At 44.5% G+C, this 24,781-nt stretch carries 23 protein-coding genes; 17 read left to right on the forward strand and 6 right to left on the reverse strand.

The annotated features are described in order from the left end of the window. Positions 1-20: 20 nt before the first annotated feature. Complete coding sequence (gene xseA, locus DXX93_RS04180) at positions 21-1,373, reverse strand: exodeoxyribonuclease VII large subunit (protein WP_116006962.1); 1,353 nt, start codon at positions 1,371-1,373, stop codon at positions 21-23. 173 nt (positions 1,374-1,546) lie between these two features. Between xseA and guaB the strand changes: the two genes are divergently transcribed. Together guaB and guaA are read left to right on the forward strand one after the other, a co-directional pair. Further along, positions 1,547-3,019, forward strand: coding sequence for an IMP dehydrogenase (gene guaB / locus DXX93_RS04185; RefSeq protein WP_116006963.1), 1,473 nt, complete (start codon positions 1,547-1,549; stop codon positions 3,017-3,019). 208 nt (positions 3,020-3,227) lie between these two features. Then, positions 3,228-4,805 (forward strand): glutamine-hydrolyzing GMP synthase, encoded by a 1,578-nt coding sequence (guaA, locus tag DXX93_RS04190; protein WP_116006964.1) that lies wholly within the window; start codon positions 3,228-3,230, stop codon positions 4,803-4,805. A gap of 123 nt (positions 4,806-4,928) precedes the next feature. On the opposite strand, the gene DXX93_RS04195 is transcribed toward guaA, so the two are convergent. The 3 genes from DXX93_RS04195 to DXX93_RS04205 form a co-directional block, all read right to left on the reverse strand. After that, positions 4,929-5,129 (reverse strand): hypothetical protein, encoded by a 201-nt coding sequence (locus DXX93_RS04195; RefSeq protein WP_116006965.1) that lies wholly within the window; start codon positions 5,127-5,129, stop codon positions 4,929-4,931. Between the two features lie 100 nt (positions 5,130-5,229). Continuing rightward, positions 5,230-6,105, reverse strand: coding sequence for a hypothetical protein (locus DXX93_RS04200; RefSeq protein WP_116006966.1), 876 nt, complete (start codon positions 6,103-6,105; stop codon positions 5,230-5,232). Positions 6,106-6,116: 11 nt separating this feature from the next. After that, positions 6,117-6,494 (reverse strand): GntR family transcriptional regulator, encoded by a 378-nt coding sequence (locus tag DXX93_RS04205; RefSeq protein ID WP_116006967.1) that lies wholly within the window; start codon positions 6,492-6,494, stop codon positions 6,117-6,119. Between the two features lie 207 nt (positions 6,495-6,701). Here DXX93_RS04205 and DXX93_RS04210 point away from each other — a divergent pair, with 207 nt between their 5' ends. From DXX93_RS04210 to rpoS, 10 genes are all read left to right on the forward strand, one after another. Then, positions 6,702-7,358 (forward strand): hypothetical protein, encoded by a 657-nt coding sequence (locus DXX93_RS04210; RefSeq protein ID WP_116006968.1) that lies wholly within the window; start codon positions 6,702-6,704, stop codon positions 7,356-7,358. Positions 7,359-7,463: 105 nt separating this feature from the next. Beyond that, the gene (gene ftsB / locus DXX93_RS04215) at positions 7,464-7,760 is read left to right on the forward strand and encodes a cell division protein FtsB (protein ID WP_116006969.1); all 297 of its coding nucleotides are present in this window, start codon (positions 7,464-7,466) and stop codon (positions 7,758-7,760) included. A 15-nt stretch (positions 7,761-7,775) separates the two neighbouring features. Beyond that, entirely contained in the window at positions 7,776-8,549 is a 774-nt protein-coding gene (ispD, locus tag DXX93_RS04220) for a 2-C-methyl-D-erythritol 4-phosphate cytidylyltransferase (RefSeq protein ID WP_116006970.1), read from the forward strand. Beyond that, positions 8,549-9,040, forward strand: coding sequence for a 2-C-methyl-D-erythritol 2,4-cyclodiphosphate synthase (gene ispF, locus DXX93_RS04225; RefSeq protein WP_116006971.1), 492 nt, complete (start codon positions 8,549-8,551; stop codon positions 9,038-9,040). The genes ispD and ispF overlap by 1 nt, the downstream gene beginning before the upstream one ends. A 22-nt stretch (positions 9,041-9,062) precedes the next feature. After that, on the forward strand, positions 9,063-10,148 hold the full coding sequence (gene truD / locus DXX93_RS04230; protein ID WP_116006972.1) for a tRNA pseudouridine(13) synthase TruD: 1,086 nt from the start codon (positions 9,063-9,065) through the stop codon (positions 10,146-10,148). Positions 10,149-10,178: 30 nt separating this feature from the next. Continuing rightward, entirely contained in the window at positions 10,179-10,931 is a 753-nt protein-coding gene (gene surE, locus DXX93_RS04235; RefSeq protein WP_116006973.1) for a 5'/3'-nucleotidase SurE, read from the forward strand. Further along, positions 10,928-11,590 (forward strand): protein-L-isoaspartate(D-aspartate) O-methyltransferase, encoded by a 663-nt coding sequence (locus DXX93_RS04240; RefSeq protein WP_116006974.1) that lies wholly within the window; start codon positions 10,928-10,930, stop codon positions 11,588-11,590. The genes surE and DXX93_RS04240 overlap by 4 nt, the downstream gene beginning before the upstream one ends. Then, positions 11,587-12,168 carry a YqaA family protein gene (locus DXX93_RS04245; RefSeq protein WP_116006975.1) on the forward strand — a complete coding sequence of 194 codons (582 nt, stop codon included), beginning with the start codon at positions 11,587-11,589 and terminating at the stop codon, positions 12,166-12,168. The genes DXX93_RS04240 and DXX93_RS04245 overlap by 4 nt, the downstream gene beginning before the upstream one ends. A gap of 61 nt (positions 12,169-12,229) precedes the next feature. Then, the gene (locus DXX93_RS04250) at positions 12,230-13,069 is read left to right on the forward strand and encodes a peptidoglycan DD-metalloendopeptidase family protein (protein ID WP_116006976.1); all 840 of its coding nucleotides are present in this window, start codon (positions 12,230-12,232) and stop codon (positions 13,067-13,069) included. Between the two features lie 74 nt (positions 13,070-13,143). Beyond that, the gene (gene rpoS / locus DXX93_RS04255; RefSeq protein ID WP_116006977.1) at positions 13,144-14,070 is read left to right on the forward strand and encodes an RNA polymerase sigma factor RpoS; all 927 of its coding nucleotides are present in this window, start codon (positions 13,144-13,146) and stop codon (positions 14,068-14,070) included. Positions 14,071-14,280: 210 nt separating this feature from the next. Here the strand turns inward: rpoS and DXX93_RS04260 are convergent, their stop codons facing one another. Both DXX93_RS04260 and DXX93_RS04265 read right to left on the reverse strand, forming a co-directional pair. Beyond that, positions 14,281-14,931, reverse strand: a complete 651-nt coding sequence (locus DXX93_RS04260; RefSeq protein WP_116006978.1) for a cytochrome b/b6 domain-containing protein — start codon at positions 14,929-14,931, stop codon at positions 14,281-14,283. A gap of 26 nt (positions 14,932-14,957) precedes the next feature. Further along, on the reverse strand, positions 14,958-15,389 hold the full coding sequence (locus tag DXX93_RS04265; protein WP_116006979.1) for a cytochrome b562: 432 nt from the start codon (positions 15,387-15,389) through the stop codon (positions 14,958-14,960). A gap of 723 nt (positions 15,390-16,112) precedes the next feature. Here DXX93_RS04265 and DXX93_RS04270 point away from each other — a divergent pair. The 5 genes from DXX93_RS04270 to DXX93_RS04290 all read left to right on the forward strand — a co-directional run bounded on the left by DXX93_RS04270 (position 16,113) and on the right by DXX93_RS04290 (position 24,488). Continuing rightward, positions 16,113-18,845 carry a hypothetical protein gene (locus DXX93_RS04270; protein ID WP_116006980.1) on the forward strand — a complete coding sequence of 911 codons (2,733 nt, stop codon included), beginning with the start codon at positions 16,113-16,115 and terminating at the stop codon, positions 18,843-18,845. A 159-nt stretch (positions 18,846-19,004) separates the two neighbouring features. Then, the gene (locus DXX93_RS04275) at positions 19,005-21,683 is read left to right on the forward strand and encodes a TonB-dependent receptor domain-containing protein (RefSeq protein ID WP_116006981.1); all 2,679 of its coding nucleotides are present in this window, start codon (positions 19,005-19,007) and stop codon (positions 21,681-21,683) included. Positions 21,684-21,868: 185 nt separating this feature from the next. After that, positions 21,869-22,366: an SRPBCC family protein gene (locus DXX93_RS04280; protein ID WP_116006982.1), complete on the forward strand. Its 498-nt coding sequence runs from the start codon at positions 21,869-21,871 to the stop codon at positions 22,364-22,366. 21 nt (positions 22,367-22,387) lie between these two features. After that, positions 22,388-23,242 carry an AraC family transcriptional regulator gene (locus DXX93_RS04285; RefSeq protein WP_116006983.1) on the forward strand — a complete coding sequence of 285 codons (855 nt, stop codon included), beginning with the start codon at positions 22,388-22,390 and terminating at the stop codon, positions 23,240-23,242. A 289-nt stretch (positions 23,243-23,531) separates the two neighbouring features. Continuing rightward, entirely contained in the window at positions 23,532-24,488 is a 957-nt protein-coding gene (locus DXX93_RS04290) for an SDR family NAD(P)-dependent oxidoreductase (RefSeq protein ID WP_116006984.1), read from the forward strand. The last annotated feature ends 293 nt before the right edge of the window (positions 24,489-24,781 follow it).

Consider the following 24,781-nt stretch of genomic DNA (forward strand, 5'->3'; position numbering starts at 1 on the left):
GTAATATCGCAGCGAACGACTTACTTTGGCGATTTTTGCTGTGTTTTCTTCTGCACGGTCGCATCTAATCGCCCATCATTGACTTGAACCGATATCACATCACCTAATTCCACGGCTGCTACCGACTTAACTATTTTCCCATCGTTGTCGCGCGCAATGCTGTAACCGCGAGCAATAGTCGCCAGTGGGCTGACTAAGTGCAGCTGCTCTGCCAGCGCCGCAAAGCGTTGTTGCTGTTTTTCAAGTGCTTGATGAAAACTGTGCTTCATGCGTTGCTCAAGTTGCGCAACTTGTTGCTGATATTGGTCAATCGCTCGTGCGGGCGATTGATGATGTAATCGCTGGGCAAGTAATGTGGGTTGCTGACCTTTGTTAGCGAGTAACTGACGCATTGCTTTGGTTAGACGTTGCTCTAGTTCGTCAGCTTGTTGGCTGACCACTTGCAACTGGCGTTGCGGATCGCATTGTTGAATGCGTTGTGCAAGATACGTACTGCGCTGCCCTGCGATATCAAGCTTTTGCGCAATAGCGCGTTGGCAACGTTGCGTAAGCTGTGCAATGTTAGCTAATTGCTCTTGCTGATCACCAGAGATAAGTTCAGCGGCAGCAGAAGGGGTTGGCGCTCTAACATCAGCGGCAAAATCGGCGAGGGTGGTGTCAATTTCATGGCCAACAGCACTGATCACAGGTAAGCGACTTTCGCTGATTGCCCGCACGACGCGTTCGTCATTAAAACACCACAAATCTTCTAATGACCCACCGCCACGGCCAACAATTAATACATCCACTTCTTGGCGTTGATTCGCAATGTCTATGCTGGCAACGATATCGCTAGCAGCAAGTTCTCCTTGTACAAGCGCTGGATAGATCACTAGCTCTGTCGTCGGGCTGCGCCTTGCCATCACGCTGATAATATCTTTGATCGCCGCGCCTGTTGGCGAGGTCACGACACCGACTTTGTTGTAATGCGTTAAAATGGGCTGTTTGTTGCTGGCGGCAAACAAGCCTTCACCATAAAGTTTGGCTTTGAGCGCTTCGTATTGTTGGCGCAGTAAACCTTCACCAGCATCCTCCATTTGTTCGATAATGAGCTGGAAGTCGCCACGGGGTTCATACAAAGAAACCTTAGCTTTTACCAATACTTGCTGACCATTTTTAGGCGTCAGGCGAACGTAGCGGTTATTGCCCTTAAACATCGCACATTTAACCTGAGAACGGCTATCTTTTAAGGATAAATACCAATGACCTGAGCCTGCTGCGATAAAGTTAGAGATTTCACCACTTAACCACACCACATTTATTTCGCTTTCCAGCATAAAGCGGACTTTTCGGGTCAGTTCACTGACTTGTAAAATATGTTGTTTATTGGTCATTTAAGTGGGATTTATCGGAAGTTAAGCATGTATTTAGCCATTATATCGCGCATTTGAAGGCATGCGATGAATTATTTTAAATTTACGAAAATTAAAGTTTACCTCAAGCGTCAAAACGGTTAAAATTCTGCCGCAATATTTCTTCCACCCTTTTAACCTTGTGAGATATTGCAATGCTACGTATAGCCCAAGAAGCGTTAACCTTTGATGACGTTCTATTAGTACCAGCCCATTCTACGGTACTGCCTCATACTGCCGACCTAACCACTAAACTGACTCGCAAAATTTCATTAAATGTGCCTATGGTATCTGCCTCTATGGATACTGTGACAGAAGCGCGTTTAGCTATCACCCTTGCGCAAGAAGGCGGTATTGGTTTTATTCACAAAAATATGACCATTGAAGAACAGGCACGCAATGTTTCTAAAGTAAAGAAATACGAAAGCGGTATTGTTTCTGACCCTGTCACCGTTACCCCTGATATCTCAATTGCCGATGTAACTAAGCTTTCTGACGAATTGGGATTCTCTGGTTTCCCTGTTGTTGACGCTGAAAACAACCTTGTTGGTATTGTAACGGGCCGTGATTTGCGCTTTGAAACAGACCTCAACAAAACAGTGGCTGAGTTAATGACTAAGAAGGAAGACTTAGTTACCGTTAACGAAACGGCTGAGCGAGAAGAAATCTTACATTTAATGCACGAGCACCGCATTGAGAAAATTTTAATGGTTGATGATGCCTTTAAACTAAAAGGCTTGATCACCGTTAAAGATTACAAAAAAGCAGAGCGCAAGCCAAATGCTTGTAAAGATGAATTTGGTCGTTTGCGTGTCGGTGCTGCCGTTGGTGTCGGCGCAGGTACAGACGAGCGCATTGATGCACTCGTTGCTGCTGGCGTTGATGTATTGCTTATTGATACCTCACACGGTCACTCGCAAGGTGTTATTGATCGCGTAGCTGAAACGCGCGCGAAATATCCTGATTTACAAATTGTTGCCGGTAATGTTGCAACGGCTGAAGGTGCCAAGGCACTTGCTGATGCGGGCGTAGATGCCGTTAAAGTAGGTATTGGCCCTGGCTCAATTTGTACTACGCGTATTGTCACCGGTGTTGGTGTGCCACAGTTAACGGCGATATCTAACGCCGTTGATGCGCTAAAAGGTACTGGCATTCCAGTTATTGCCGATGGTGGTATTCGTTTCTCTGGTGATATTGCTAAAGCCTTAGTCGCTGGCGCGCACTGTGTCATGGTTGGTTCGATGCTCGCGGGTACAGAAGAATCTCCGGGTGAAGTTGAACTATACCAAGGCCGTTACTACAAGTCTTACCGCGGTATGGGTTCACTTGGTGCAATGGCACAAAAAGAAGGCTCATCAGATCGCTACTTCCAAAAAACAGACGGTGAAGCTGACAAGCTTGTGCCAGAAGGTATTGAAGGTCGTGTTGCCTACAAAGGCCCAGTCGCGGCGATTGTTCATCAGCAAATGGGTGGCCTGCGTTCATCAATGGGCTTAACTGGCTCAGCAACCATTGAAGAGATGCGCACTAAGCCACAGTTTATGAAGATCACCGCAGCGGGTATGGGCGAGTCACATGTTCATGATGTGGCCATCACTAAAGAAGCACCTAATTACCGTATGGGCTAGTCGAATAACGATTTCATTGCTACTCGACTCGATAGCTTCATCAGAAGTGCTCACTTGGTGAACCAAGCTCTGCGCTTCTTCTTTGCTCTCAAGTCGATTAGCTTCGAAATCAGCTATTCTTGAACTACTTAGAAGATTTTTTACAGGCTGACAGCCATCATCAATGGAAGTCGGCCTGTTATTTTTAAAATTTATATAAGGTTTTGATATGACCAAAGATATCCACTCATCGCGCGTTCTCATTCTAGATTTCGGCTCTCAATATACTCAGCTAATTGCTCGTCGAGTGCGTGAAATTGGCGTTTATTGTGAGTTATGGGCGTGGGATGTAACCCAAGAGCAAATCAAAGAGTTCAACCCAACTGGTATTATCCTAGCGGGCGGCCCAGAGTCAGTCACCGAAGCGGGCTCGCCACGCGCACCTGAATACGTTTTTAATGCTGGCGTACCTGTATTGGGTATTTGCTACGGCATGCAAACTATGGCTGAACAGCTTGGTGGTGGCGTACAAAGCTCTGAACACAAAGAATTTGGCTATGCGGCGGTTGAAGTGATTAGCCAATCTGAGTTGTTCAAAAATATTGAAGACTCTATTGGTGATAACGGCAATGCCTTGTTAGACGTATGGATGAGTCACGGCGATAAAGTTTCTGCTATTCCAGAAGGCTTTGTCACCGTAGCACAGACGCCTAGCTGCGCTTATGCTGCAATGGCGAACGAAGAAAAGCAATTTTATGGTGTTCAGTTCCACCCAGAAGTAACGCACACTAAACAAGGCATGCGTATTCTTGAGCACTTTGTGGTTGATATCTGTCAGTGTGAAAAGCTATGGACGCCAAGCTCAATTATTGATGACGCTATCGCGAAGATTAAAGCGCAAGTGGGTGATGATGAAGTCATCCTTGGTTTATCTGGCGGTGTCGATTCATCTGTGGTTGCTATGCTAGTGCACCGCGCAATTGGCGATAAGCTAACGTGTGTGTTTGTTGATAACGGTTTACTGCGTTTAAACGAAGGCCAGCAAGTGATGGATATGTTTGGCGATCACTTCGGTCTTAATATTGTGCATGTTAACGCTGAGCAGCGTTTCTTAGATCGTTTAAAAGGTGAGGCCGACCCAGAAGCTAAACGCAAAATTATCGGTAACGTTTTTGTGGAAGTGTTCGATGAAGAAGCCGATAAGCGCCAAAATGCCAAATGGTTAGCACAAGGCACAATTTACCCTGATGTCATCGAGTCAGCTGCGTCAAAGACAGGTAAAGCACATGTGATTAAATCACACCACAATGTCGGCGGTTTGCCAGAAGACATGGAAATGGGCCTAGTAGAGCCACTACGTGAATTGTTTAAAGATGAAGTACGTAAGATCGGCCTAGAGTTAGGTTTACCATACGACATGCTTTACCGTCATCCATTCCCTGGACCAGGCTTAGGTGTTCGTATCTTAGGTGAAGTGCAAAAAGAATACGCAGACTTATTGCGCCGTGCTGATGCCATCTTTATTGAAGAATTACACAAGCATGATCTTTACAATAAAGTGAGCCAAGCATTCACGGTATTCTTACCTGTGCGCTCTGTTGGCGTAATGGGCGATGGTCGCAAATATGATTGGGTGGTGAGCTTACGCGCAGTGGAAACCATCGACTTTATGACCGCACATTGGGCGCATTTACCATATGATTTCTTAGGTTTAGTATCAAACCGTATTATCAATGAAATCGATGGTATTTCTCGTGTGGTTTACGATATCTCAGGTAAGCCGCCAGCGACGATTGAGTGGGAATAATCATCGCTTGTTAAGCGACAAACTAAAAAACGCCGTGTTGATTTTCAATACGGCGTTTTTGTTTATTGGTAGATGCTTTTTATTTACGGTCATGCGACAACGACACTTCTTAGCCATAGCTTGCTAATCGCTAGGTTGCTTGACCTTGACTGATTGACTGCAAATAAAGTAACCCGCAATTAGTAGCATGGTAATGAAGAAGCTATGTTCATTGCCTTGCGTGAGCAATGCGATGGCAATCATCAAGCTGGCAAAGACAATGGCAATCGCCATTTGCGTTTTATCCTTTGTACAAAGTTTGTTTTTCAATAGTTGAATATTCATCTGTTTTTCCTTGATGTTAACAATGATTGAAGGATCCAATCACCTCTGTGATTTATTTCGCTTTTTATGGTTGGGACCGTTTCTTTAGAACTCATCGCCTTTAGAGCTCATGGTCTTTTTGACCCTTGCAGCGAACGCGATAACCAACTGACGCATAGGCCACAATTACCGCATAACATGCTGTTGCACTCGCACTAAGGTGCTCTGCTGAGGTGGCCACCAGTATGCTTTTCAGCGTGAAGTAACAACTCATGGCAATGCTTAAATAAAATAGCGATTGCGCAGTAAACTGGACGCTATTCAAATGCTGTAACTGAGCTTGATGCGGGTCTTTTTTAGGGCTGTAAATGGTCTTTAGCACCAAAGCAAACAACAAGGCATTGGTGACGATTAGGGTTAAGCTGCGTTGCATTGCTTGCTCGTTGAAACCAAGCCACAAGGGTACTTGCTGTGCGTGTATATTCAAATCAAATGCAACAGCTAAGAAAATCCCAAGTAGCGCACTTAATTGGAGTGGTACAGGCACAAATGTCGATAAAGTGCGTTTAGTCATTGAGCCTGAGCGCTTGGGTTGGTGGGTATGCTGGCGCACTAGTTGATAATGGCGTTTTTCCGCCAGCTCCATCAAACCAAATGGCAGTAGCTGCGCCATAAATAAAAGTGCAGCAAACATATTGGGTGGCTGAATACCTAGTGCCCATTCGCGATATAAAATAGTCGATAACCCAAGCACACCCAGTGCGAGCACTAATTGGTTGCTAAGCTTAAAGCGCTGTAACGCTTTTGCTAAAGCCTGTTCACCTAAGCTAGTGTTACTCAAATGCTTATTACTGGCCTGGTTATTTTCCGAGTAAGTGTTGGCTTGGTCACTCGCTTGCAGTGAGGCAAGCCCGCGATACGCCATGCGGGCGTAATGATGTGACACTAACCAAAGTTGCACGGCAACCACCACATAAAACAATATGCTTATTAACATCCTTCGCCTCCTTAACGTTTGTTATTCATCAAATTGCCAAATGCAACGCGAATTTCTGAGTCAGTAACTCCCTGCGCCTTTAGTTCATCAATGCAATGTGTGAGCTTGTCGGTTGCCCACTGCTTTAAATCGCGGTGACAGTATTGTTTGGCATCGGTATGAATAAAGCTGCCGCGATAGCCCTTGCTTTGCACTATTTTATCTCGCTCTAACAACTTGTAGGCTTTTGCCACTGTTTTACTGTTGATCTCCAGTTCGTTAGCAAGCTGCCTAATCGAAGGCAAGGGCGCGCCGGGCGCGAGCATATCAGTGGCGACTGCCGACTTTATTTGCGCTATCAACTGGGTGAAAACTGGCGTTGGATCGTCGAGATCAATTTCTATTTCCATTTATTCTTTTCTGTTAAGTAAATTTGCTAAGCAATCTAATGTGCCATCTGTATTAATGGTACAAGTGGTTTCTTGGTTTTTCAATAGAATTGTCTAAAAAATATTCACTACGCTTCTGTCGGTAAGGAAAACAAGGTTGGTTTTATCTTTTCACGGTTATTTAGTATGCTTGATAAATATTCAACTATAGGCCGTTTTATCACCTAGATGACACAGTCGTTATTGTGGCAAGATCTTCAACAGAGCAGTCAATTTGCTGAACTTTGCAATGCGCTTTACGAGCGGGAAGTGGCTTTGCTAGCGCGTGTTAATGTAGAGCGAGTAGCGGTGCTGCAAAGCCGTTTACAAAGCTTATCTTATTATGTGCAAAAAGCTGCGCATGCAATGGTTAATGCGGATACCCCAATGACCCTAGACAGTCAAAACGCCTCTTGGTCGAGTAAGCAAACCCGTACTTTACCAACGGCTGGCCAAGAACCTGAGGCTATTGCCAAGTGGTACTTAGCGCAAGACATTACACTTGGCTTAGTGGTGCCCGTCGAAGTGGGTGAACGGCTTGTACTCGATTGTGTTGATCGCTTTGATAAAGAAAAAAGCCGTGTCAGAACGAATGTGCATGGCTGGTTTGAACTCACTCAAACCTCGCCGCATCAACATCACTCGCAACAAGCGACTCGAGTCCATCAGTCTCATGCTAAGTTGCTAAAACCCACCAAGAAAGCCATGATGGCCAGTTGCGCAGGTCATGTATGGCAAAACAACAAGCCATGCAGACCCGTAACACCTACGTTAAGAGAACTGTTACTTTCGTGTGCAATTAATTGGAAAAACCTGAAAAAACCTCTGCCTGTTGATACGCATTAGCCAGTAATCTGCACTAACAGCGAAACTGGCACTCGCATCTTGATCTTGCTTGGGTATAATATCGGCTAACCCTCGCTAACTCATCTAATCAGGCGTTAAGCTTTCATGCGCACTATTACCGCACTACTGCTGATATTCGTTGTTTTTTTGCAATACCGTTTGTGGTTTGGCAAAAACAGCATCGCCGATTACGTTGCGTTAAAAGAAGAAGTAGTGCGCCAACAAGCCGATAACGACAAATTACGGCAGCGAAATAAACTGCTCTACGTTGACACCGACGATCTTAAATCGGGCGTTGAAGCGGTAGAAGAGCGCGCTCGAAATGAGCTGGGCATGATAAAAAATGGCGAAACATTCTTTCGCATTATTCCTGCCAATAAATCCCAGCAGCGAAGAAATTAGTTTTGGAATTTGTTAATGAGTAAATCTATGGCTGCGGTGACGGCTATTGTCCCTGCTGCTGGTGTTGGTAAGCGCATGCAAAGCCAGCACCCCAAACAATACATGAAGCTTGCGGGTAAAACCGTTATTGAACACACCTTGGCTAAGTTATTGGCTAGTGAGCATATTGAGCAAGTCGTCGTCGCGCTTGGCGCAGAAGACGGCTACTTTCACGCATTACCCATTGCTAAGCACCCAAAAGTAAAGATAGTAACGGGTGGCAAAGAGCGTGTCGATTCAGTGCTGGCCGCGCTTAAAGCGAGTGAGCAACAAGCTTCAACGAGTGAGGCTTGGTCACTTGTGCATGACGCAGCGAGACCCTGCGTTTCAACGCAAGACATTGATCGTTTGATCCTTACATGCCAAGCACAAAATACAGGCGGCCTGCTGGCTGCGCCAGTGAAAGACACCATGAAGCGCGGCTCTGGGCAAGCCTGTAGCGGCGAACCTCACAGTGGCAAAAACTACGTCAAAACGACCGTTGCCCGTGAACAGCTTTGGCACGCGCTGACACCACAAATGTATCGCACGCATGAGCTTATTCAAGCAATCGAACTAGGGCTTGCCAATGACGTGCATATCACCGATGAGTCTTCGGCTATTGAAGCGGCTGGCTTGCCGAGTATGTTAGTCAGTGCCAGCCCGAATAATCTCAAAATAACGCAACCTGAAGACATCGTATTAGCAGAATTTTTACTGCACAACGAATTGGGTGCGTTAAGTAAATCAACGAATAAACAGGAAGCGTGATGAGAATAGGTCATGGTTTTGATGTCCATAAATTTGGTGGCGAAGGGCCAATTGTATTGGCTGGTGTGAAAATCCCTTTTGAGCAGGGATTTGTTGCGCACTCAGATGGTGATGTAGCAATTCATGCGTTGTGTGATGCGATTCTCGGTGCCTTGTGCCTAGCCGATATTGGCAATCACTTTCCCGATACCGATGCTGGATTTGAAAATATCGACTCGCGTATTTTGCTGCGCCACGTGGTCAGCTTGATGAAGGACAAAGGTTATCAATTGGGCAATGCCGATATCACAATCGTTGCGCAAGCACCTAAAATGGCCCCGCATTTGTTATTGATGCGCGAAATATTAAGCGATGACTTACAAGCCAATATTGATCAAGTGAATGTTAAAGCAACAACGACAGAAAAACTGGGGTATGTTGGCCGCAAAGAAGGAATTTCAACACATGCGGTTGTGTTACTTGAACCAATACCAGTTGCCAATGCCAGTTGAGAATAAGTGAGTTAACTAACCAGTGAAGCAAACATTTAAGCCCTACAGTGAACTCGCCTATTTACACGGCAAGCCGAATGCGCAGGGACAATTACGCACCCATAACAGTGATTTTAAGGTCTTTGAAATATTGCCTTTTGCCCCTAGTGGCGAAGGCGAACACCTGTTATTGCACGTAGAAAAAACCGGTGAAAATACCACCTTTGTCGCTCGCCAACTCGCCAAGCACTTTGGTGTTAAAGACATGCAGGTAACCTACGCTGGATTAAAAGATCGGCATGCGGTTACCGAGCAATGGTTTGGTATTCATCTACCCGGTAAGCAAGTGGACGACATTGCCAGTGTCGATATCGCAGGCGTAAAAATTCTTGCTCATCAACGCCATAACAAAAAGCTAAAAACAGGCGCATTAATTGGTAACCGTTTTGAATTAATCTTGCGTGAAGTGACTGATGCACAATTGGTCATTGAACGTTTTGAGCAAGTGGCGAAAACGGGTGTGCCTAATTATTTTGGTGAGCAACGTTTTGGCTTTAATGGCAATAACTTACATAAAGCACTCACGTTATTCGCTGGGCAAAAGGTCAAAGACAAGAAAAAGCGCAGTATGTATTTGTCGGCGGCGCGCAGTTATTTATTTAATCAAATGCTAAGTCAGCGTATTTTAGATAATCATTTTCTCTCGCCGATTGAGGGTGATGTGTTTATGCTTGCTGGCAGCCAGTCGGTATTTAAAGCAACGAGTCAGAGCGCAGATGAAAGTGCCGATATTCAAGCGCGCTTAGACACGCATGATATTGATATTACCGCCAGTATGTGGGGTAAAGGCGAATTGCTTAGCGAGCAGCAAACGAATATTTTGGAAACTAATGTTGCAACCCACTATCAAACATTAGCTGACGGACTTGTTGCCATGGGGTTAAAGCAAGAGCGCCGAAGAGCAAGGCTAACTATGTTAAACCCCAAGGCCGAGTTACTTGATAATAAGACGGTTAAGCTTTCGTTTATGTTACCTGCTGGTAGTTATGCAACGGCAATATTACGCGAGCTACTGGACTATCAAGACATGGCCGAGCAAGCCAATAACTTGGCAGACAAAAGCAAGTAGCAAACAATAACAATCACTAAAGGAAGTAAGATGAGAATATTACTGAGCAACGACGATGGTGTGCATGCGCCAGGCATTAAAGTGCTATATGACGAGTTATGCAAATTTGCCGATGTGACCTTAGTTGCTCCTGATCGCAATTGTAGCGGTGCCAGTAATTCGCTTACCTTGCTCAATCCTTTACGCGCGCAAACGTTAGATAATGGTTTTATTTCAGTCAATGGCACGCCGACCGATTCAGTGCATTTGGCGATTAGCCAATTGATGGAGCCGTTGCCGGATCTGGTCGTCGCTGGTATCAACAATGGGGCTAACTTGGGCGACGATACTTTGTATTCCGGTACCGTTGCTGCGGCAACAGAAGGTCGTCACATGGGCTTGCCCGCCGTTGCCGTATCGCTGGTAGGGAAAGATGAAAACCATTACCAAACGGCGGCAGTCATTGCCGCTAATATTATTCAGCGCCTAAAAGCGCACCCCTTGCCAGCGGATCAAATTTTAAACGTGAATGTACCTGATATCCCACTGTCTGAGATTGAAGGGATCAAGGTCACACGTTTAGGCCATCGCCATAAAGCGGAAACCATGAAGAGTATTGCGGATCCTTGGGGACGGACAATTTATTGGTATGGTTCTCTCGGCAAAGAGCTTGACGCAGGCGAAGGGACAGATTTTAATGCGGTTGCAAAGAATTATGCGTCGGTAACTCCGTTAACCGTTGATATGACAGCGTATAAAAGTATGCAGCAGATGACCGAGTGGATGAGTGAAGTAACAATATGAATGTCAATGTAGGAAGCAGTGTTGGCGGAAAATCGAGTCGTAGTGGTGAAATTCTAGCGCAAAAATTAGCTAATGAAGGGATTAAAGATCAGCGTGTTTTACGCGCAATCGCGCAATCGCCTCGCCATATTTTTGTACCGGAAATACTGGCGCACAAAGCTTATGACAATACGGCATTGCCAATTGGACAAGGGCAAACAATTTCACAGCCTTACATTGTCGCCAGAATGTCTGAGCTTATCTTAGCCGATGGTATTCCTGATAATGTGTTAGAAATTGGTACAGGCTCTGGCTATCAAACCTCTATCCTTGCGCAATTGGTCAGTAAAGTTTTTTCAGTTGAACGTATTAAAGCGCTGCAGTGGCAAGCGAAGCGTCGCTTGCGAGCAATGGACCTTCACAATGTTTCCATGAAGCACGGCGACGGTTGGCAAGGTTGGCGTAGCAAAGGCCCGTTTCAAGCCATTATCGTAACAGCTGCGCCGAGCAGTGTGCCACAAGCGCTGTTAGAGCAGTTAGCGGATGGTGGCCGCTTAGTGATCCCTGTAGGCGAGCAATCACAAGTATTAAAACTTATCACCCGTGATGGTGACCATTTCAACGAACAGCAAATTGAGATGGTGCGCTTTGTACCGCTTGTGCCAGGAGATCTGCTGTGAAGATTTTTTCTGCGTTATACGAGTGGACACTTAAATGGGCTGAGCACAAGCTGGCACCGCGAGTGTTGGCGATGCTGACCTTCGCGGAGTCAGTATTTTTTCCCATCCCGCCAGATGTATTATTGGCGCCTATGGTACTTGCCAAGCCCAAGAAAGCTTGGTTCTACGCGACATTAACCACAACAGCATCTGTGATCGGTGGGGTGGTGGGCTACTTGCTCGGCTATTTTATGTTTGATGCTTGGATTCAGCCGATTATTACTGAGGTTGGCTACCAAGACAAAATGGATCACGCCATGGCATGGTTCGAGCAATGGGGGATTTGGGTCGTTTTCCTCGCTGGCTTTACACCGATCCCTTATAAAGTGTTTACGCTCAGTGCTGGCGTGTTACAAATGCTATTTATTCCGTTTTTGATCGCTTCCTTTATTGGCCGAGGTATGAGGTTCTTTTTAGTGGCTGGCTTGATTCAATGGGGCGGGGAAAAAATGGAACAAAAGCTGCGTCAGTGGGTCGATGTGATTGGCTGGAGCCTAGTTGCAATCATAGCTTTCGCCTATGTAGTATACATAGCATAACTATTCATTAGTGATGCATTACTGATATTCATGAAATTAGACTGACGATCGACTCAACAGGATGTTTTTGCGTTATTTACTCCTACTGATAATTAGTATTTTTGTGCTTGCTGGGTGTAGTACTCGGCAAGCCCCTGCGCCAGTGGTTGAGTCGCGTTCTACTGTCTCTTTGCAAAAACAAACGCCCGCCAGTATCAAAAGCGCCAGTTATACGGTCAGAAAAGGGGAAACCCTTTATTCTATCGCTTGGCGTGCGAATAGTGATATAAGAACCATAGCAAAACTCAATAAGTTGTTGCCTCCCTATCGAATATTCCCCGGCCAGAAGCTCAAAATTAGTGAAAATTCAAGCAAAGCCAGTAGGAATAAGAGCTCAGCTAAAAATTCGACTAAAAGCTCTGGTACTACCACCAATAAAGGGCATAAAAAAGCTGTTGCAACGACCAAAAAGCAGGAGTATGGTAAAGCTGCAAGTGGGCAAAAAATAAGCAAAAAGCCCGTTGCACCAACCACTAACTTTTCGCAAAAAATCAAGCGATGGTTATGGCCAGCCAAGGGAAAACTTATCGCAACATTCTCGACGGCACCACAGGGAAATAAAGGAATAGATATCGCGGGTAAACGCGGTGACCGAATCAAAGCAGCCGCTGATGGTAAGGTCGTATACGCGGGTAGTGCATTAAGAGGCTATGGTAAGCTCATCATTGTAAAACACAACGACGATTACTTGAGTGCTTATGCGCACAACGACGAGCTGTTGGTAAAAGAGCAGCAAAGCGTTAAAGCTGGCGATGTGATAGCTAAGATGGGTGACACTGACGCGCAAAGAGTCATGCTTCATTTTGAAGTTCGCTTTCGTGGCAAATCCGTGAATCCTTTGAAGTACTTACCTAAACGATAGTGTGAAATAAGAATAATAATGGAGATAAATTGAATATTTAACAAATCACTTTGCTAGTTGATGGGAGAAGTAATATGGGCTTAGAAAAAGAAATCGACACTGTAAATGTTGAAGAAAGCACAGTTGATACGGAACCTTCAGTTAAATCTCAGGAAGAGGTCTCTGCGAGCCTAGATGCGACGCAGTTATATTTGAGTGAAATTGGATTTTCCCCCCTGCTTTCAGCCGAAGAAGAAGTCTATTTTTCGCGTTTAGCGTTAAAAGGTGACGAAAAAGCTCGAAAGCGCATGATAGAAAGCAACCTTAGGTTAGTGGTTAAAATCGCTAGGCGATACAACAATCGCGGCCTGCCATTGTTAGATTTAATCGAAGAAGGAAATCTCGGTTTAATTCGCGCCGTTGAGAAATTTGACCCTGAGCGCGGTTTCAGATTTTCAACTTATGCCACATGGTGGATTCGCCAAACCATTGAACGCGCCATCATGAATCAAACGCGCACCATACGTTTACCAATACATGTGGTGAAAGAACTCAATATCTACTTACGTGCCGCCCGTGAATTAGTGCAAAAGCTGGATCATGAGCCAACGGCTGAAGATATTGCTAAAGAGCTCGACAAGCCTGTTGCTGATGTCAGCAAAATGCTGCGCTTAAACGAACGCATTACCTCAGTCGATACGCCATTTGGCGGCGACTCTGATAAAGCACTGTTAGATGTTATCCCCGACGAGAAAGGCGCAGGACCAGAGCGCGATTTACAAAGCAATGACCTTAACAACAATATTGTTGAATGGCTTGGTGAACTAAATAGCAAGCAACGTGAAGTACTGGCTAGACGCTTTGGTTTAATGGGCTATGAAGCGGCTACTTTGGAAGATGTGGGGACTGAGATTGGTTTAACGCGCGAGCGTGTTCGCCAAATTCAAGTGGAAGCATTAAAGCGCCTGCGCGATATTCTAAGCCAGCAAAACTTATCCATTGAAGCAATATTTCAAGACTAAGCATTGTTAACGCTAGAGTTTCTGAGAAATAACTCGATTACCCATTAGCTCAGCTCATCAGTCAGCTTCTAAGAGCTCCTAAGCATAAAAAAACCAGCTTATTAACGCTGGTTTTTTCGCTATTGGTTTACTGTGTTCTCTTTACGGTACTGACTATGCAGTGTTTACCTTGCAGTATACGGCGCGCCGCAAAATTTTTTTAGACTGAACTTAATAGCTCGCTTCGCCAAGCCACAAATAGCCAAAGAGCAGGGCAAGTACTAACCACAATAACAGCGGAATAATACTTGAACGAAACACTAGAGGTGTTGCGTGCTGTACATGGGTAAAGCCCGTAATGATAGTCTTAATGACATTATCGCCGCGCCAGCTATGGATAAGTGCTGCGACAATATGTATTGCGATTAGTACCAGTAAAACATCAAAATTTTCGTTATGTAAGCTATCTAGCGACTCAGCAAGTGAATCGCTGACGGTATAAAGCAGTGGTCCTTCCGCCAGCACGTCATCAGTTGCAAACAAGCCAGTGATAAGTTGTACACCTAAGCTCAGTAGCAGGGCGATAATCATATACGCCGCTAACGGATTGTGCCCAGGAAATGCTTGATGCGGTCTCTTTAACCAGCCTAAGGCTGTTTTAGGTGATGCTACAAAGTAGCTAAATCTGGCACTTTGGCTACCCAGTACGCCCCAAAATAATCGGCTGATCCAAAGTGCAAGCATAGTGTAGCCACACAGAAAGTGCAGTTCGAAATCCCCTTGCTCACCTGAATACCAAAGTAAAGCCAGCAATAGTAGCTGGCTCATATGATAAATACGGGTGAAGTTATCCCAAACTTTGAATTTGGTTATCACTGTCATTGAACAATTTAACTCACTAGCTTGGGCTAATCGTCACAATCCATTTTAAATGCTTTGTGACCTTTTTTACTGGCCTTGCCAATTTTACCTAAGGCAGCTTTAATCGCTGGTAAATCTTGTGCTGAAGCTAGCTCAGTTACCGCCGACTTTAAATACTCCATGCCTTTTTGGTATTTTTTGAAATCAGCTTGCTGCTCTGCTGACAGACTTTTTTGATCGCTAATCGCTAAAGGCACTAGATCAGTTGACTGGTTTACGGCGGTTAGCAAATTGTTTGCAATGTTTGATACTTCACCAATATTGCCTGACTTTACTGCTTTTTTCACAGCCTTCATGCTGTCTTTCATATCGCCCATTAATTCAGCCAGCTCGGTTTTACCGCACATCGGATGACTCGCAAAACTCGGCGTGGAAAATGCAAGTGCCGATAGCATAACAGGTACAATCAATTTTTTCATATTTAGCCCTTTGATATGATGAGAAAGTGATTAGAAAATTACTATTATACCAATTGAAATAAGTACTTAATCATTCAGCGAGAATTAAAAGGCTTAGTGGCACAGGTTATATGCTCCATGCATAACCTAAGTACCTACATCCATGTAGGCAAGGCATTGATTGCAGAGAATGGTTATTCTCCTTTTTGCATGCAAAGCAAAATTAATAACGCAGCATATAAGCCTTTTAAACTCGCCCTTTGGGAGCGTGTCAGCGTCGCGATAACGGCGCCAAATTGATGAGATGTAGAATAACTATATCAACAAAAATTTGGCTTGTTCTCCCACCGCTGACAGCGCTCTGAATTGCTCAATTAATTAATTCAATTGGTATAAGTCCGTAAGATACTAAAAAGCGACGAGCTTGTAAGTAAATAAATAATGCGATGTAAATCGCGAGTCTGTATTTATCGTGTTGTCATGAAACTGTACTAATCGTGAAATATTAGACTTTAATACTGTTTCACTGAGCTTGCACTCATCGGTAAATCATCTCTGGTGTAACTGTCTGCAACGGCCTAAATACCTCAAGTTGCTGGATTTCTGTCATCTGTCTGTAACTTTTCGTCAATAAAAAGTACATATTTCCAAAACATTTCTGTCATTTTTCACTCGTAGCATTAGCCGCAATTCTAATTAAAACATGCAAATGTAAACACTAATTTCTGCGGAGCAGGTAACAAAATGCAATTAACAAACCTATTTAAAATAAGTGCAGTTTCAGCTGCCTTGGTACTAGCCGGTTGTGGCGGTGATATTGAACTTTCTTCAAATGTTGATAACTCAGTAGGTGACACTAACATCACCAACCCAGCACCAACTAACCCTGACACTGGTGTTGATTTACCGGGTATCCCTTCTTCTTCATTATCAGCTGAAGTAAGTGCAGCAGTAGGTTTTGACGTTCAAGTACAAGTGATTGATGGTCAAGTGTCTGAAAATACGACACTAGCTAAATCAGACGGCAGCAAGCCAGTATTTTACGCCATTAGTGGTGCGTTAGAAGTTGAAGCAGGCGCAACCTTAACGATTGAAGAAGGTACAGTATTATTTGGCCAATCAGGTAATGATTACGTTGTCGTTCATCGTGATGCACAAATCATGGCGGAAGGTACGCGCCAAGAGCCGATTATCTTCACTTCTTTACAAGATGTTAAAGGTGAAGAAGCTACTGCTGGCCAATGGGGCGGTATTGTTATTCTAGGTAATGCGCCATCTAACAAGTGTCCTTCAGACGGTTCTGACTGTGCTCTGCAAGTTGAAGGTGTTGCTGAGGGTGCAGTATTTGGTGGTACTGACTGGGAAGATAATTCAGGTGTACTTAAGTACGTTGTTGTTAAGTTCGCTGGTTTTGAAATTGCACCTGATAACGAGCTAAATGGTGTGACATTCGGTGGTGTTGGTTCAGGTACTACCGTTGATTTCTTACAAGTTCACGCGAATGCAGATGACGGTGTTGAGTTCTTCGGTGGTGCGGTAGATGTTAAACACTTAGTGTTAACCGGTAACCGCGACGACAGCATCGACTGGGATAACGGTTTCCGTGGTCGCATGCAGCACATTTTCGTACAGCACGCAGCGAATGCAGGCGAAGCTAACCGCGCAATCGAAGCAGATAACGACGGTTCAACGCCAGACAAAGAGCCAATGTCTAACCCAACTATTGCTAACATGACAATTATGGGTAACAACTTCGACACGGCTGATAAAGATTCTGAAGGTATCTACTTACGCGAAGGTACTTCAGCAAAAATTTACAACGCAGTAGTAACAGGCCCGTCTGAGATGGGTGAGTGTTTAGAATTTGAAGCAGGTCAAACTGTGACTAATGCCGAGTCTGGTGCCATTGTCATGCAAAACAGCACCATGGCATGTACTAACGGCGAAAACTTCAAAAACGCAGGTGATTTTGATCTAGCTGCTTGGTTTACTGCGGAGCCTTCAAACGCTGTAAGTTCATCAATTTTAGTTGATGAAAACGGTGTACCTAGTGCGCAGTCTCCGCTATTGGGTGCAGGTCAAGATCCAGCGGCAATTGATACTTGGTTTGATTCAACCGATTACCAAGGTGCTTTCGACGGTACTAACGACTGGCGTCAAGGTTGGGCATTCGGCTTCGGTGGTGGTGTTATTACTGCACCAGCTGAGCAAGAAGGTTGTCCTACAGGTACTACGGCGATTGCACCGGTTGCAGGTAACACAACCTGTGAAATTTCAGGCACTATCACTTCTGACTTAACGCTAACGTCTGGCAACTTATACGCATTAGACGGCCCGGTATTCGTGGGCAACGACAAAGCTGATTCAGCAACTTTAACAATTGAAGCTGGTACAACCGTTTTTGGCCGCTCTGGTGGTGACTACATTGTGGTTAGCCGTGATTCAAAAATTGAAGCACTAGGCTCAGCAGCAAATCCAATTACCTTTACTTCTAGCCAAGACGTTAATGGCGAAGCGACTGGCTCTGGCCAATGGGGCGGTATGGTTATCTTGGGTAACGCGCCTTCAAACAAGTGTCCATCTGACGGCTCTGACTGTGCACTGCAAGTAGAAGGTGTCGAAGAAGGTGCTGTATTCGGTGGTGCTGATACTACTGAGAACTGGGAAGATAACTCAGGTACCTTACGCTACGTTGTAGTTAAGCACGCTGGTTTTGAAATCGCACCAGATAACGAGTTAAACGGTATTACCTTCGGCGGTGTAGGTTCAGGTACAACCGTTGAGTACATCCAAGTACACGAAAATGCAGATGACGGTGTTGAATTCTTCGGTGGTGCAGTTAACGCGAAATACGTGGTACTAACATCAAACAAAGATGACTCAGTTGACTGGGACAACGGTTACCGCGGTAACATGCAGTACGTTCTTGTTAAGCACGATGAAAACGGCGGCGAAGCTAACCGTGCAATCGAAGCTGACAACGATGGTTCAAACCCAAGCAAGCAACCTCAGTCAAATCCAACGATTGCTAACATGACCATTATTGGTAACAGCTTTGATACTGCTGACAAAGACTCTGAAGGTATTTACTTACGTGAAGGTACTCGCGCTCAACTTCACAACTTTGTTGTCACTAACGCAGCAGGTGAGTGTTTAGAGCTAGAAGCAGGTACAACGGTTGACCAAGCAATCGCTGGCGACACAGTAATTACTAACTCAGTATTTGCTTGTAGCGAAAACTTCAAGAGCCAAGACAGCTCATCAGGTGCATTTGACCTAATGGATTGGGTATTAAATGTTAACGCTGATAACAGCACAGAAGCTGGCGTAGCAGACGTTGTTAACGGTATCTACACTATCGACACAACCACACCATACAGCTTCGGTTCACACCCGTTCTTCGACAACGCTAACCACATCGGCGCGGTATCAGAAGACAACGATTGGACTGCAGGATGGACTGTTGGTCTAGAGTAATCTGAGCCCCATCAATGAATAACGATTTGATGAGATAAGTGATTGCCGCCAGCGCTCAGTTGGCGGCATTTTATCTTAGCCTGAACTCTCTACTCTCAGTATCCATTTAGCAACTGACCAACAAGCATTAGCAGGTCAGCCATTCTAAAGAGGTTTGAAATGAACACGAATATTAAGCGCTTTGGATTATCAAGTTTAGCTGTGGCGGTATTGTCTGGCTTAGCTGGTGTTCAAGCGACGGCACAGGAAGCTGACGAAGCAGCGGCAATAGAGGAAGTCGTTGTCAAAGTCAGTCGTTTAAAAGGTACCGCCAGTGCGGTAATAGAAGAACGTAAAAACCAAGCGTTCGTCGCCGACATCTTAGGTGCCGAGCAAATTTCACGAACAGGTGACAGCGACGCTGCCGCAGCTCTTCGACGTGTTACTGGCTTAACGCTAGTCGATGGCAAATTCATCTATGTTCGCGGTTTAGGTGAACGCTACTCAAGCACCACCTTAAACGGTGCTTCTGTACCATCGCCGGATCCAACACGTACTGTTATTCCGCTGGATTTATTCCCGTCATCAATTATCGAATCATTATCGGTGCAAAAATCTTACTCACCATCAATGCAAGCGCATTTCGGTGGTGGTAACGTTGATATCCGCTTAAAGTCGATTCCTTCGCAATTGGTTTTCAATATTGCTGGCAACATTGGTGGCAATACAGATAACAGTTCAAATGGTTTAACCTACGAGGGCGGTGGCGACGATTGGTACGGTATTGACGATGGTACTCGTGAAGCACCAGCAGCACTGCGCCAATTATGGAGTAACTTTGATGCGCTAGGCGAGTTATCACAAGCTGATAATCGCGCGATTGCTGCTGATTTGTATAAAGACTATGACCCGCAATCAGAAGATCCAGATCCTGATGTCGGCTTAGATTTGACCTTAGGTAACCGTTTCGATGCGGGTGATTTCCGCTACGGTTTCTTAACAGCGCTATCTTACGACAATGAGTGGCAAGTATCGGAGGAATATGAAGGTCAAGATTTCGTACTTCGCCCTGACGGCTCATTCGATTTAGTGCGTGGTTTTGACGATGTGGTGTCAACTGAGCACTCGGTTAAATGGTCAGGCATGTTCAACTTAGGTATTGAATACTTGCGTGATCACAAGTTAGATTTTAGCTCAATCATCTTGCATGACACTAAAGACCAAATCAAAGACAAGCTAGGTAACACCAACAATGTATTGTTGACTGACGGATTACGTGTTCGCGATTCAGAAGTCACTTACGAAGAGCGTGAGCTGATTGTTAACCAATTGCGCGGTACCCATACTTTCCCTGAGCTGAACTTCTTGGGCATTGACTGGATGTATTCAGACTCACGCTCAAATCGTTATGCACCGGGTAATATTTCAACTCGCTATATTTTAGCGGACGAAAATGAAGACGGTGTCTTCGATTTAGAAAACGAAAGTTCATTGCGTAATGCGACAACTGCCTCTCGTTATACTTTCCAAAACCTAGATGATGATGCTGAAAACGTATTCGTTAATGTGTCGCTACCGCTAACGTTCGACACAACTGAGGTTGAACTAAAGGCGGGTGCAAATTACATCGAGAAAACGCGTCAAGCATTTGCCCGTCGTATTGATGTCAATACACTAGCGTTTAACGGCCTTGATTTATCCGGTTTTGAGATGAACGAGATCTTAACTGACGATGTTGTTTTAAATCAGCCGTTAAATGGTACGGAGCAAATTATTCGTGACACCTCGGTGGCGGGTGATGATTACTTATCAGCGCAGAAGATTGATGCTTACTACTTTGAAGCAGATGTATTCTTTGACAACACATGGCGTTTAAGCGGCGGTGTGCGTTGGGAAGACTTCCGCCAAGTGGTTGCGCCACTTGACCCTGCAACGGGTCAGTTTGATTTACCAGCTGAGCCTACGGTAGAAGATTTAGCAGCTTTAGCATTCCAAGAAGATGATGTGTTTGGCGCACTAGCGTTAACCTATATTCTTGATGAAACCATGCAATTCCGCGCATCTTACGGTGAAACAACTATTCGCCCTGATATTCGTGAAGTCGCACCAGCAACCTATATTGACCCGCTAACAGAGTTCCCTATCGGTGGTACACCTTCGGTACGCAGCACAAAGGTGAAAAACTACGATTTACGCTGGGAATGGTACTTAGACACAGGTGAAAACCTATCGGTAGGTTTATTCTACAAAGATATGACTGACCCGATTGAGTCTGTGCAATCACCAGCGCAAGATGGTCCTCCGCTTATTCGTATCGCCAATGCGGAAGAGGGGGAAGTATATGGTGTTGAGGTTGAGTTCATGAAAGACTTTGCCTTCATTCACAATTTGTGGGGCGACTTTATGGGCGGTATTGGTAACGATATTTTCTTGTCAGGTAACGTAACGCTATCTGATTCAGAGATTCAAATCGATACACAAAAAGTGGTTGAGCAAACCGGTGTTTCGACATCAATTACCAACCCAACACGCCGTATGACGGGTCATTCTGAATACGTGGTTAACCTTAATCTTGGTTACGATCATCCAAATGGTAACCACACAGTTAACTTAGCGTACAACGTGTTTGGTGAGCGTATTATCATCCCTGGTATTGATGATAAAGATGACTCATATGAGCAACCATTCCACTCGTTAGACTTGGTTTACACTTTCTATCCAACCTTCTCAACACAGTTGAAATTTAAAGTGCAAAACCTGCTTGATGAAGAAAAAGAAATTGAATTTGATAACACCTTATTGCGCAGCGAAACTCGTGGTATTGGTTTTGATGTTCAATTTAAGTGGGAATTCGATTAGCCTTCTCAACCCAATCCATTTTCTAAAGGCGACCATAGGTCGCCTTTTTTATGTGTTGTAAATAATGCAAATTGTCTGCTCATATCAATACCGCAAGAAATATCAAAAATTAAGTCCGAAGAATCTTTACAGTAACGCTATTAGCTAAGGCTAGTTAGATTTTATTTAACGCGTAAGGAGTTACTATGAAGATTACCAAATCAGTTACCATCAACAAGTCGGCTGAACAAGTGTGGCACTTGGTTGCCCATCAGTTTGATAAAGCACACTTATGGATGGGACCAATTCCTCATTCAGCCGCTATTGGGGCGGGCGACAGTGAGCTAGGCGCACCAATGCAAGGGCGAATGTGTGATCTGAGTAAGAACCCAAATGGTGCCAAAGTGAAAGAGGTGATTACCCAGTTTAGTGAGCAAAACAAAACCATTTCATTTGACGTGTTACCGGTAAACAACCCTGCAATTGTGCCGCTTAAACAAAACCATGTGCAAATGTCAGTGCGTGCAGTTAACAGCACTAGTTGCCAAGTAATTTGGACAGCATCGCCACAACTTAAAATATTGGCTTACCCGTTTTATCCGCTGCTAAGACTGATCTTTCCTGTCGCTTTTGGCAAACTACTGGCGGGTCTAAAAGATTACGCCGAAAATGAGTTAGCCGACAATGACGCGCTTTTGGTTTAACACGAACAACAGGACAAGGTTATGCAGCGATTTTTTAACAGTATCGACTATATCGAGCAGCACTTAGATGAGAAAATCAGTGTTCATCAGATCGCTGCTGCTGCGCACTATTCCACCTATCATTACAGCAGGGTATTTAAAGCATTGGTTGGAGACACACCGAAAGAGTATTTGCGCAAGCGCCGATTAACAATGGCGGCGCGCCGATTACTCACCGAAGAAGTTGGCATATTGGAGTTAGCGTTAGATTGTCAGTTTGACTCACAAGAAGCATTTACACGCGCCTTTAAAGCACAATTTAACATCACGCCAGCCCAGTATCGCAAAATCAATGAGCCGTTTCGTCTTTTGTACAAGCAGCCGTTTAGTGAAAGCGAATTAGATTATCTGCAAAACAACCTCACTATGGCGCCGGAAATTATTGACCAGCCGGCGATGAAAATTGTCGGCATTGCTAGCCAGTATGATGATGGCGCCTTGAGTTTACCTAAACTTTGGTCGGCATTTGCCCCTTATCGCAACAGCATTCCTAACCGGGTCGGTACTGATTTTTTTGGCATTTACGAAGCCTATGAAGAAACTGAAGATAACACGACGTTTGTCTATATTTGCGCGGCGCAAGTGGCTAATTTTGGCGAAGTGCCAGAGGGCATGATCACCCGTGAATTGAGCGCGCAGCGATACGCAAGATTCACTCATATCGGGCCACTGGCTAAGCTTGAGGATACCCTGAGGTATATTTGGGGAAGCTGGTTACCAAAAAGTGACTATGAGTATGCAGAAAAACCAGACTTTGAATTATTGCCCGCGAGCTTTAATGATGCAGATCCTAACAATAAAATTTATTTAAATATTCCCATTGTGCCCAAAGCCTAATGGTGAAACCTAAAAGCTATCCCTAGTGGCTGACCTGAAATAATCGTTTTCGTCACTAGGTTTACGCCTCTTAACTTAAGCCTCTGACCTTCATCTCAGTATCTCGTCTTCTCGTATTAAGCCAACCTAATCGCTCAGTTGCACTTAAATTTTGTGGTCGTTTTATCAAGGCAAATTTAAAGACCGCAAGAAATATCAAAAAACACAATCGACGATTGATTAATCTTATTGCCATTAAAGCACCTCGCTTTTTAGTTTTTATATTTAGATAAAGCTTTGGAGATTCAACATGATTAAAAGTGTACTTATAACTGGTGCAAATGCCGGCTTAGGTAAAGAAGCAGCGAAACAACTCGCTGCCAAGCCAGACATTGAAAAAATTTATCTAGGCTGTCGAAATAAAGAAAAAGCAAAGGCCGCGCAAACCGAGTTAGCGGCGTCAACTGGCAGGAATATTTTCGAAATCTTACTTATCGATGTCAGCGATCTTAACTCTGTTCGTCAGGCAGTTAAGCGACTACCAGAAAGTATTGATGCCTTGGTTATGAATGCCGGAGGCACTGGTGGTCGTCAATACGATCAACTAACCAGCGACGGTGTGACTAATATTTTCGCGGTGAATTTACTTGGCCATGCGCTGCTAACTGAGCAGCTTATTGAAGCAGGAAAGCTTAAATATGCAGCCTTATATGCAGGCTCTGAGGCCGCTCGTGGGGTTGAAGAAATGGGCATGAAACGGCCAAATTTGGCAACTTCATCGGTTGATGAATTTGCCGCGATTGCCAATGGTAGTTTATTTGAGGGCAGCCAGTTTAAAGGTAACAAAGATGCTACAGATCACTATGGTTCAATCAAGTATATGGCAGCTATGTGGATGTCAGCAATGGCACGTCAGCACCCAAACCTTAGATTTATTACCATGAGTCCAGGGGCAACTGTTGGGACTGACGGTTTTAATACCTTACCTTTCGTTAAGCAGCTAGTGATGAAAACCATGATGCGATTTATGCTGTTATTGGGCAAGGTGCACGGTATCGAAACTGGCGCTAAGCGCTATGTCGATGGCTTATTCAATAGCGAGTTCCGAAGCGGTGGGTTTTATGCAAGTTTACGCGGGTTAACAGGAGTTATTGGTGAGCAAGGCAGGCTATTTTCGGATATTGACAACCGAGACTTTCAAGACAATGCCTATCAAGCTGTACAGCAGTTAATTAGCTCCCCTAATTTAACTTTACCGAGTAAATAACTCGCTTTTTGAGGCTAGACTTTCGATTTACTAAACTTTTCATATGTAACCTTTTCATATGTAACAAAAGTGACGCGAATAAACGCTTGAAGTGCGTTACCCAGGCATTAGTTTGAGTATATAGGGCTCATGAAATCTTTTATTTTGTTTCGCGTTGAGGGAATGGTGTATGTCATTTCACTTCTTAGTTATAACAACTAATTCAATTCTTTTTTACACTCTTTAGTTTACTTTTGGTTGAGTGATAATTAAACTACACCGAATAGTTTACTTAAAGGGTTGTTCTGTGAGCG

Source organism: Thalassotalea euphylliae (assembly GCF_003390335.1).
Taxonomy (GTDB): domain Bacteria; phylum Pseudomonadota; class Gammaproteobacteria; order Enterobacterales; family Alteromonadaceae; genus Thalassotalea_F; species Thalassotalea_F euphylliae_B.

Bases quoted from the DNA above. Each gene is read 5' to 3' on its own strand.
- xseA (WP_116006962.1), bottom strand. From the start codon at position 1,373: ATGACCAATAAACAACATATTTTACAAGTCAGTGAACTGACCCGAAAA.
- guaB (WP_116006963.1), top strand. From the start codon at position 1,547: ATGCTACGTATAGCCCAAGAAGCGTTAACCTTTGATGACGTTCTATTA.
- guaA (WP_116006964.1), top strand. From the start codon at position 3,228: ATGACCAAAGATATCCACTCATCGCGCGTTCTCATTCTAGATTTCGGC.
- DXX93_RS04195 (WP_116006965.1), bottom strand. From the start codon at position 5,129: ATGAATATTCAACTATTGAAAAACAAACTTTGTACAAAGGATAAAACG.
- DXX93_RS04200 (WP_116006966.1), bottom strand. From the start codon at position 6,105: ATGTTAATAAGCATATTGTTTTATGTGGTGGTTGCCGTGCAACTTTGG.
- DXX93_RS04205 (WP_116006967.1), bottom strand. From the start codon at position 6,494: ATGGAAATAGAAATTGATCTCGACGATCCAACGCCAGTTTTCACCCAG.
- DXX93_RS04210 (WP_116006968.1), top strand. From the start codon at position 6,702: ATGACACAGTCGTTATTGTGGCAAGATCTTCAACAGAGCAGTCAATTT.
- ftsB (WP_116006969.1), top strand. From the start codon at position 7,464: ATGCGCACTATTACCGCACTACTGCTGATATTCGTTGTTTTTTTGCAA.
- ispD (WP_116006970.1), top strand. From the start codon at position 7,776: ATGAGTAAATCTATGGCTGCGGTGACGGCTATTGTCCCTGCTGCTGGT.
- ispF (WP_116006971.1), top strand. From the start codon at position 8,549: ATGAGAATAGGTCATGGTTTTGATGTCCATAAATTTGGTGGCGAAGGG.
- surE (WP_116006973.1), top strand. From the start codon at position 10,179: ATGAGAATATTACTGAGCAACGACGATGGTGTGCATGCGCCAGGCATT.
- DXX93_RS04240 (WP_116006974.1), top strand. From the start codon at position 10,928: ATGAATGTCAATGTAGGAAGCAGTGTTGGCGGAAAATCGAGTCGTAGT.
- DXX93_RS04250 (WP_116006976.1), top strand. From the start codon at position 12,230: ATGTTTTTGCGTTATTTACTCCTACTGATAATTAGTATTTTTGTGCTT.
- rpoS (WP_116006977.1), top strand. From the start codon at position 13,144: ATGGGCTTAGAAAAAGAAATCGACACTGTAAATGTTGAAGAAAGCACA.
- DXX93_RS04260 (WP_116006978.1), bottom strand. From the start codon at position 14,931: ATGACAGTGATAACCAAATTCAAAGTTTGGGATAACTTCACCCGTATT.
- DXX93_RS04265 (WP_116006979.1), bottom strand. From the start codon at position 15,389: ATGAAAAAATTGATTGTACCTGTTATGCTATCGGCACTTGCATTTTCC.
- DXX93_RS04270 (WP_116006980.1), top strand. From the start codon at position 16,113: ATGCAATTAACAAACCTATTTAAAATAAGTGCAGTTTCAGCTGCCTTG.
- DXX93_RS04275 (WP_116006981.1), top strand. From the start codon at position 19,005: ATGAACACGAATATTAAGCGCTTTGGATTATCAAGTTTAGCTGTGGCG.
- DXX93_RS04280 (WP_116006982.1), top strand. From the start codon at position 21,869: ATGAAGATTACCAAATCAGTTACCATCAACAAGTCGGCTGAACAAGTG.
- DXX93_RS04285 (WP_116006983.1), top strand. From the start codon at position 22,388: ATGCAGCGATTTTTTAACAGTATCGACTATATCGAGCAGCACTTAGAT.
- DXX93_RS04290 (WP_116006984.1), top strand. From the start codon at position 23,532: ATGATTAAAAGTGTACTTATAACTGGTGCAAATGCCGGCTTAGGTAAA.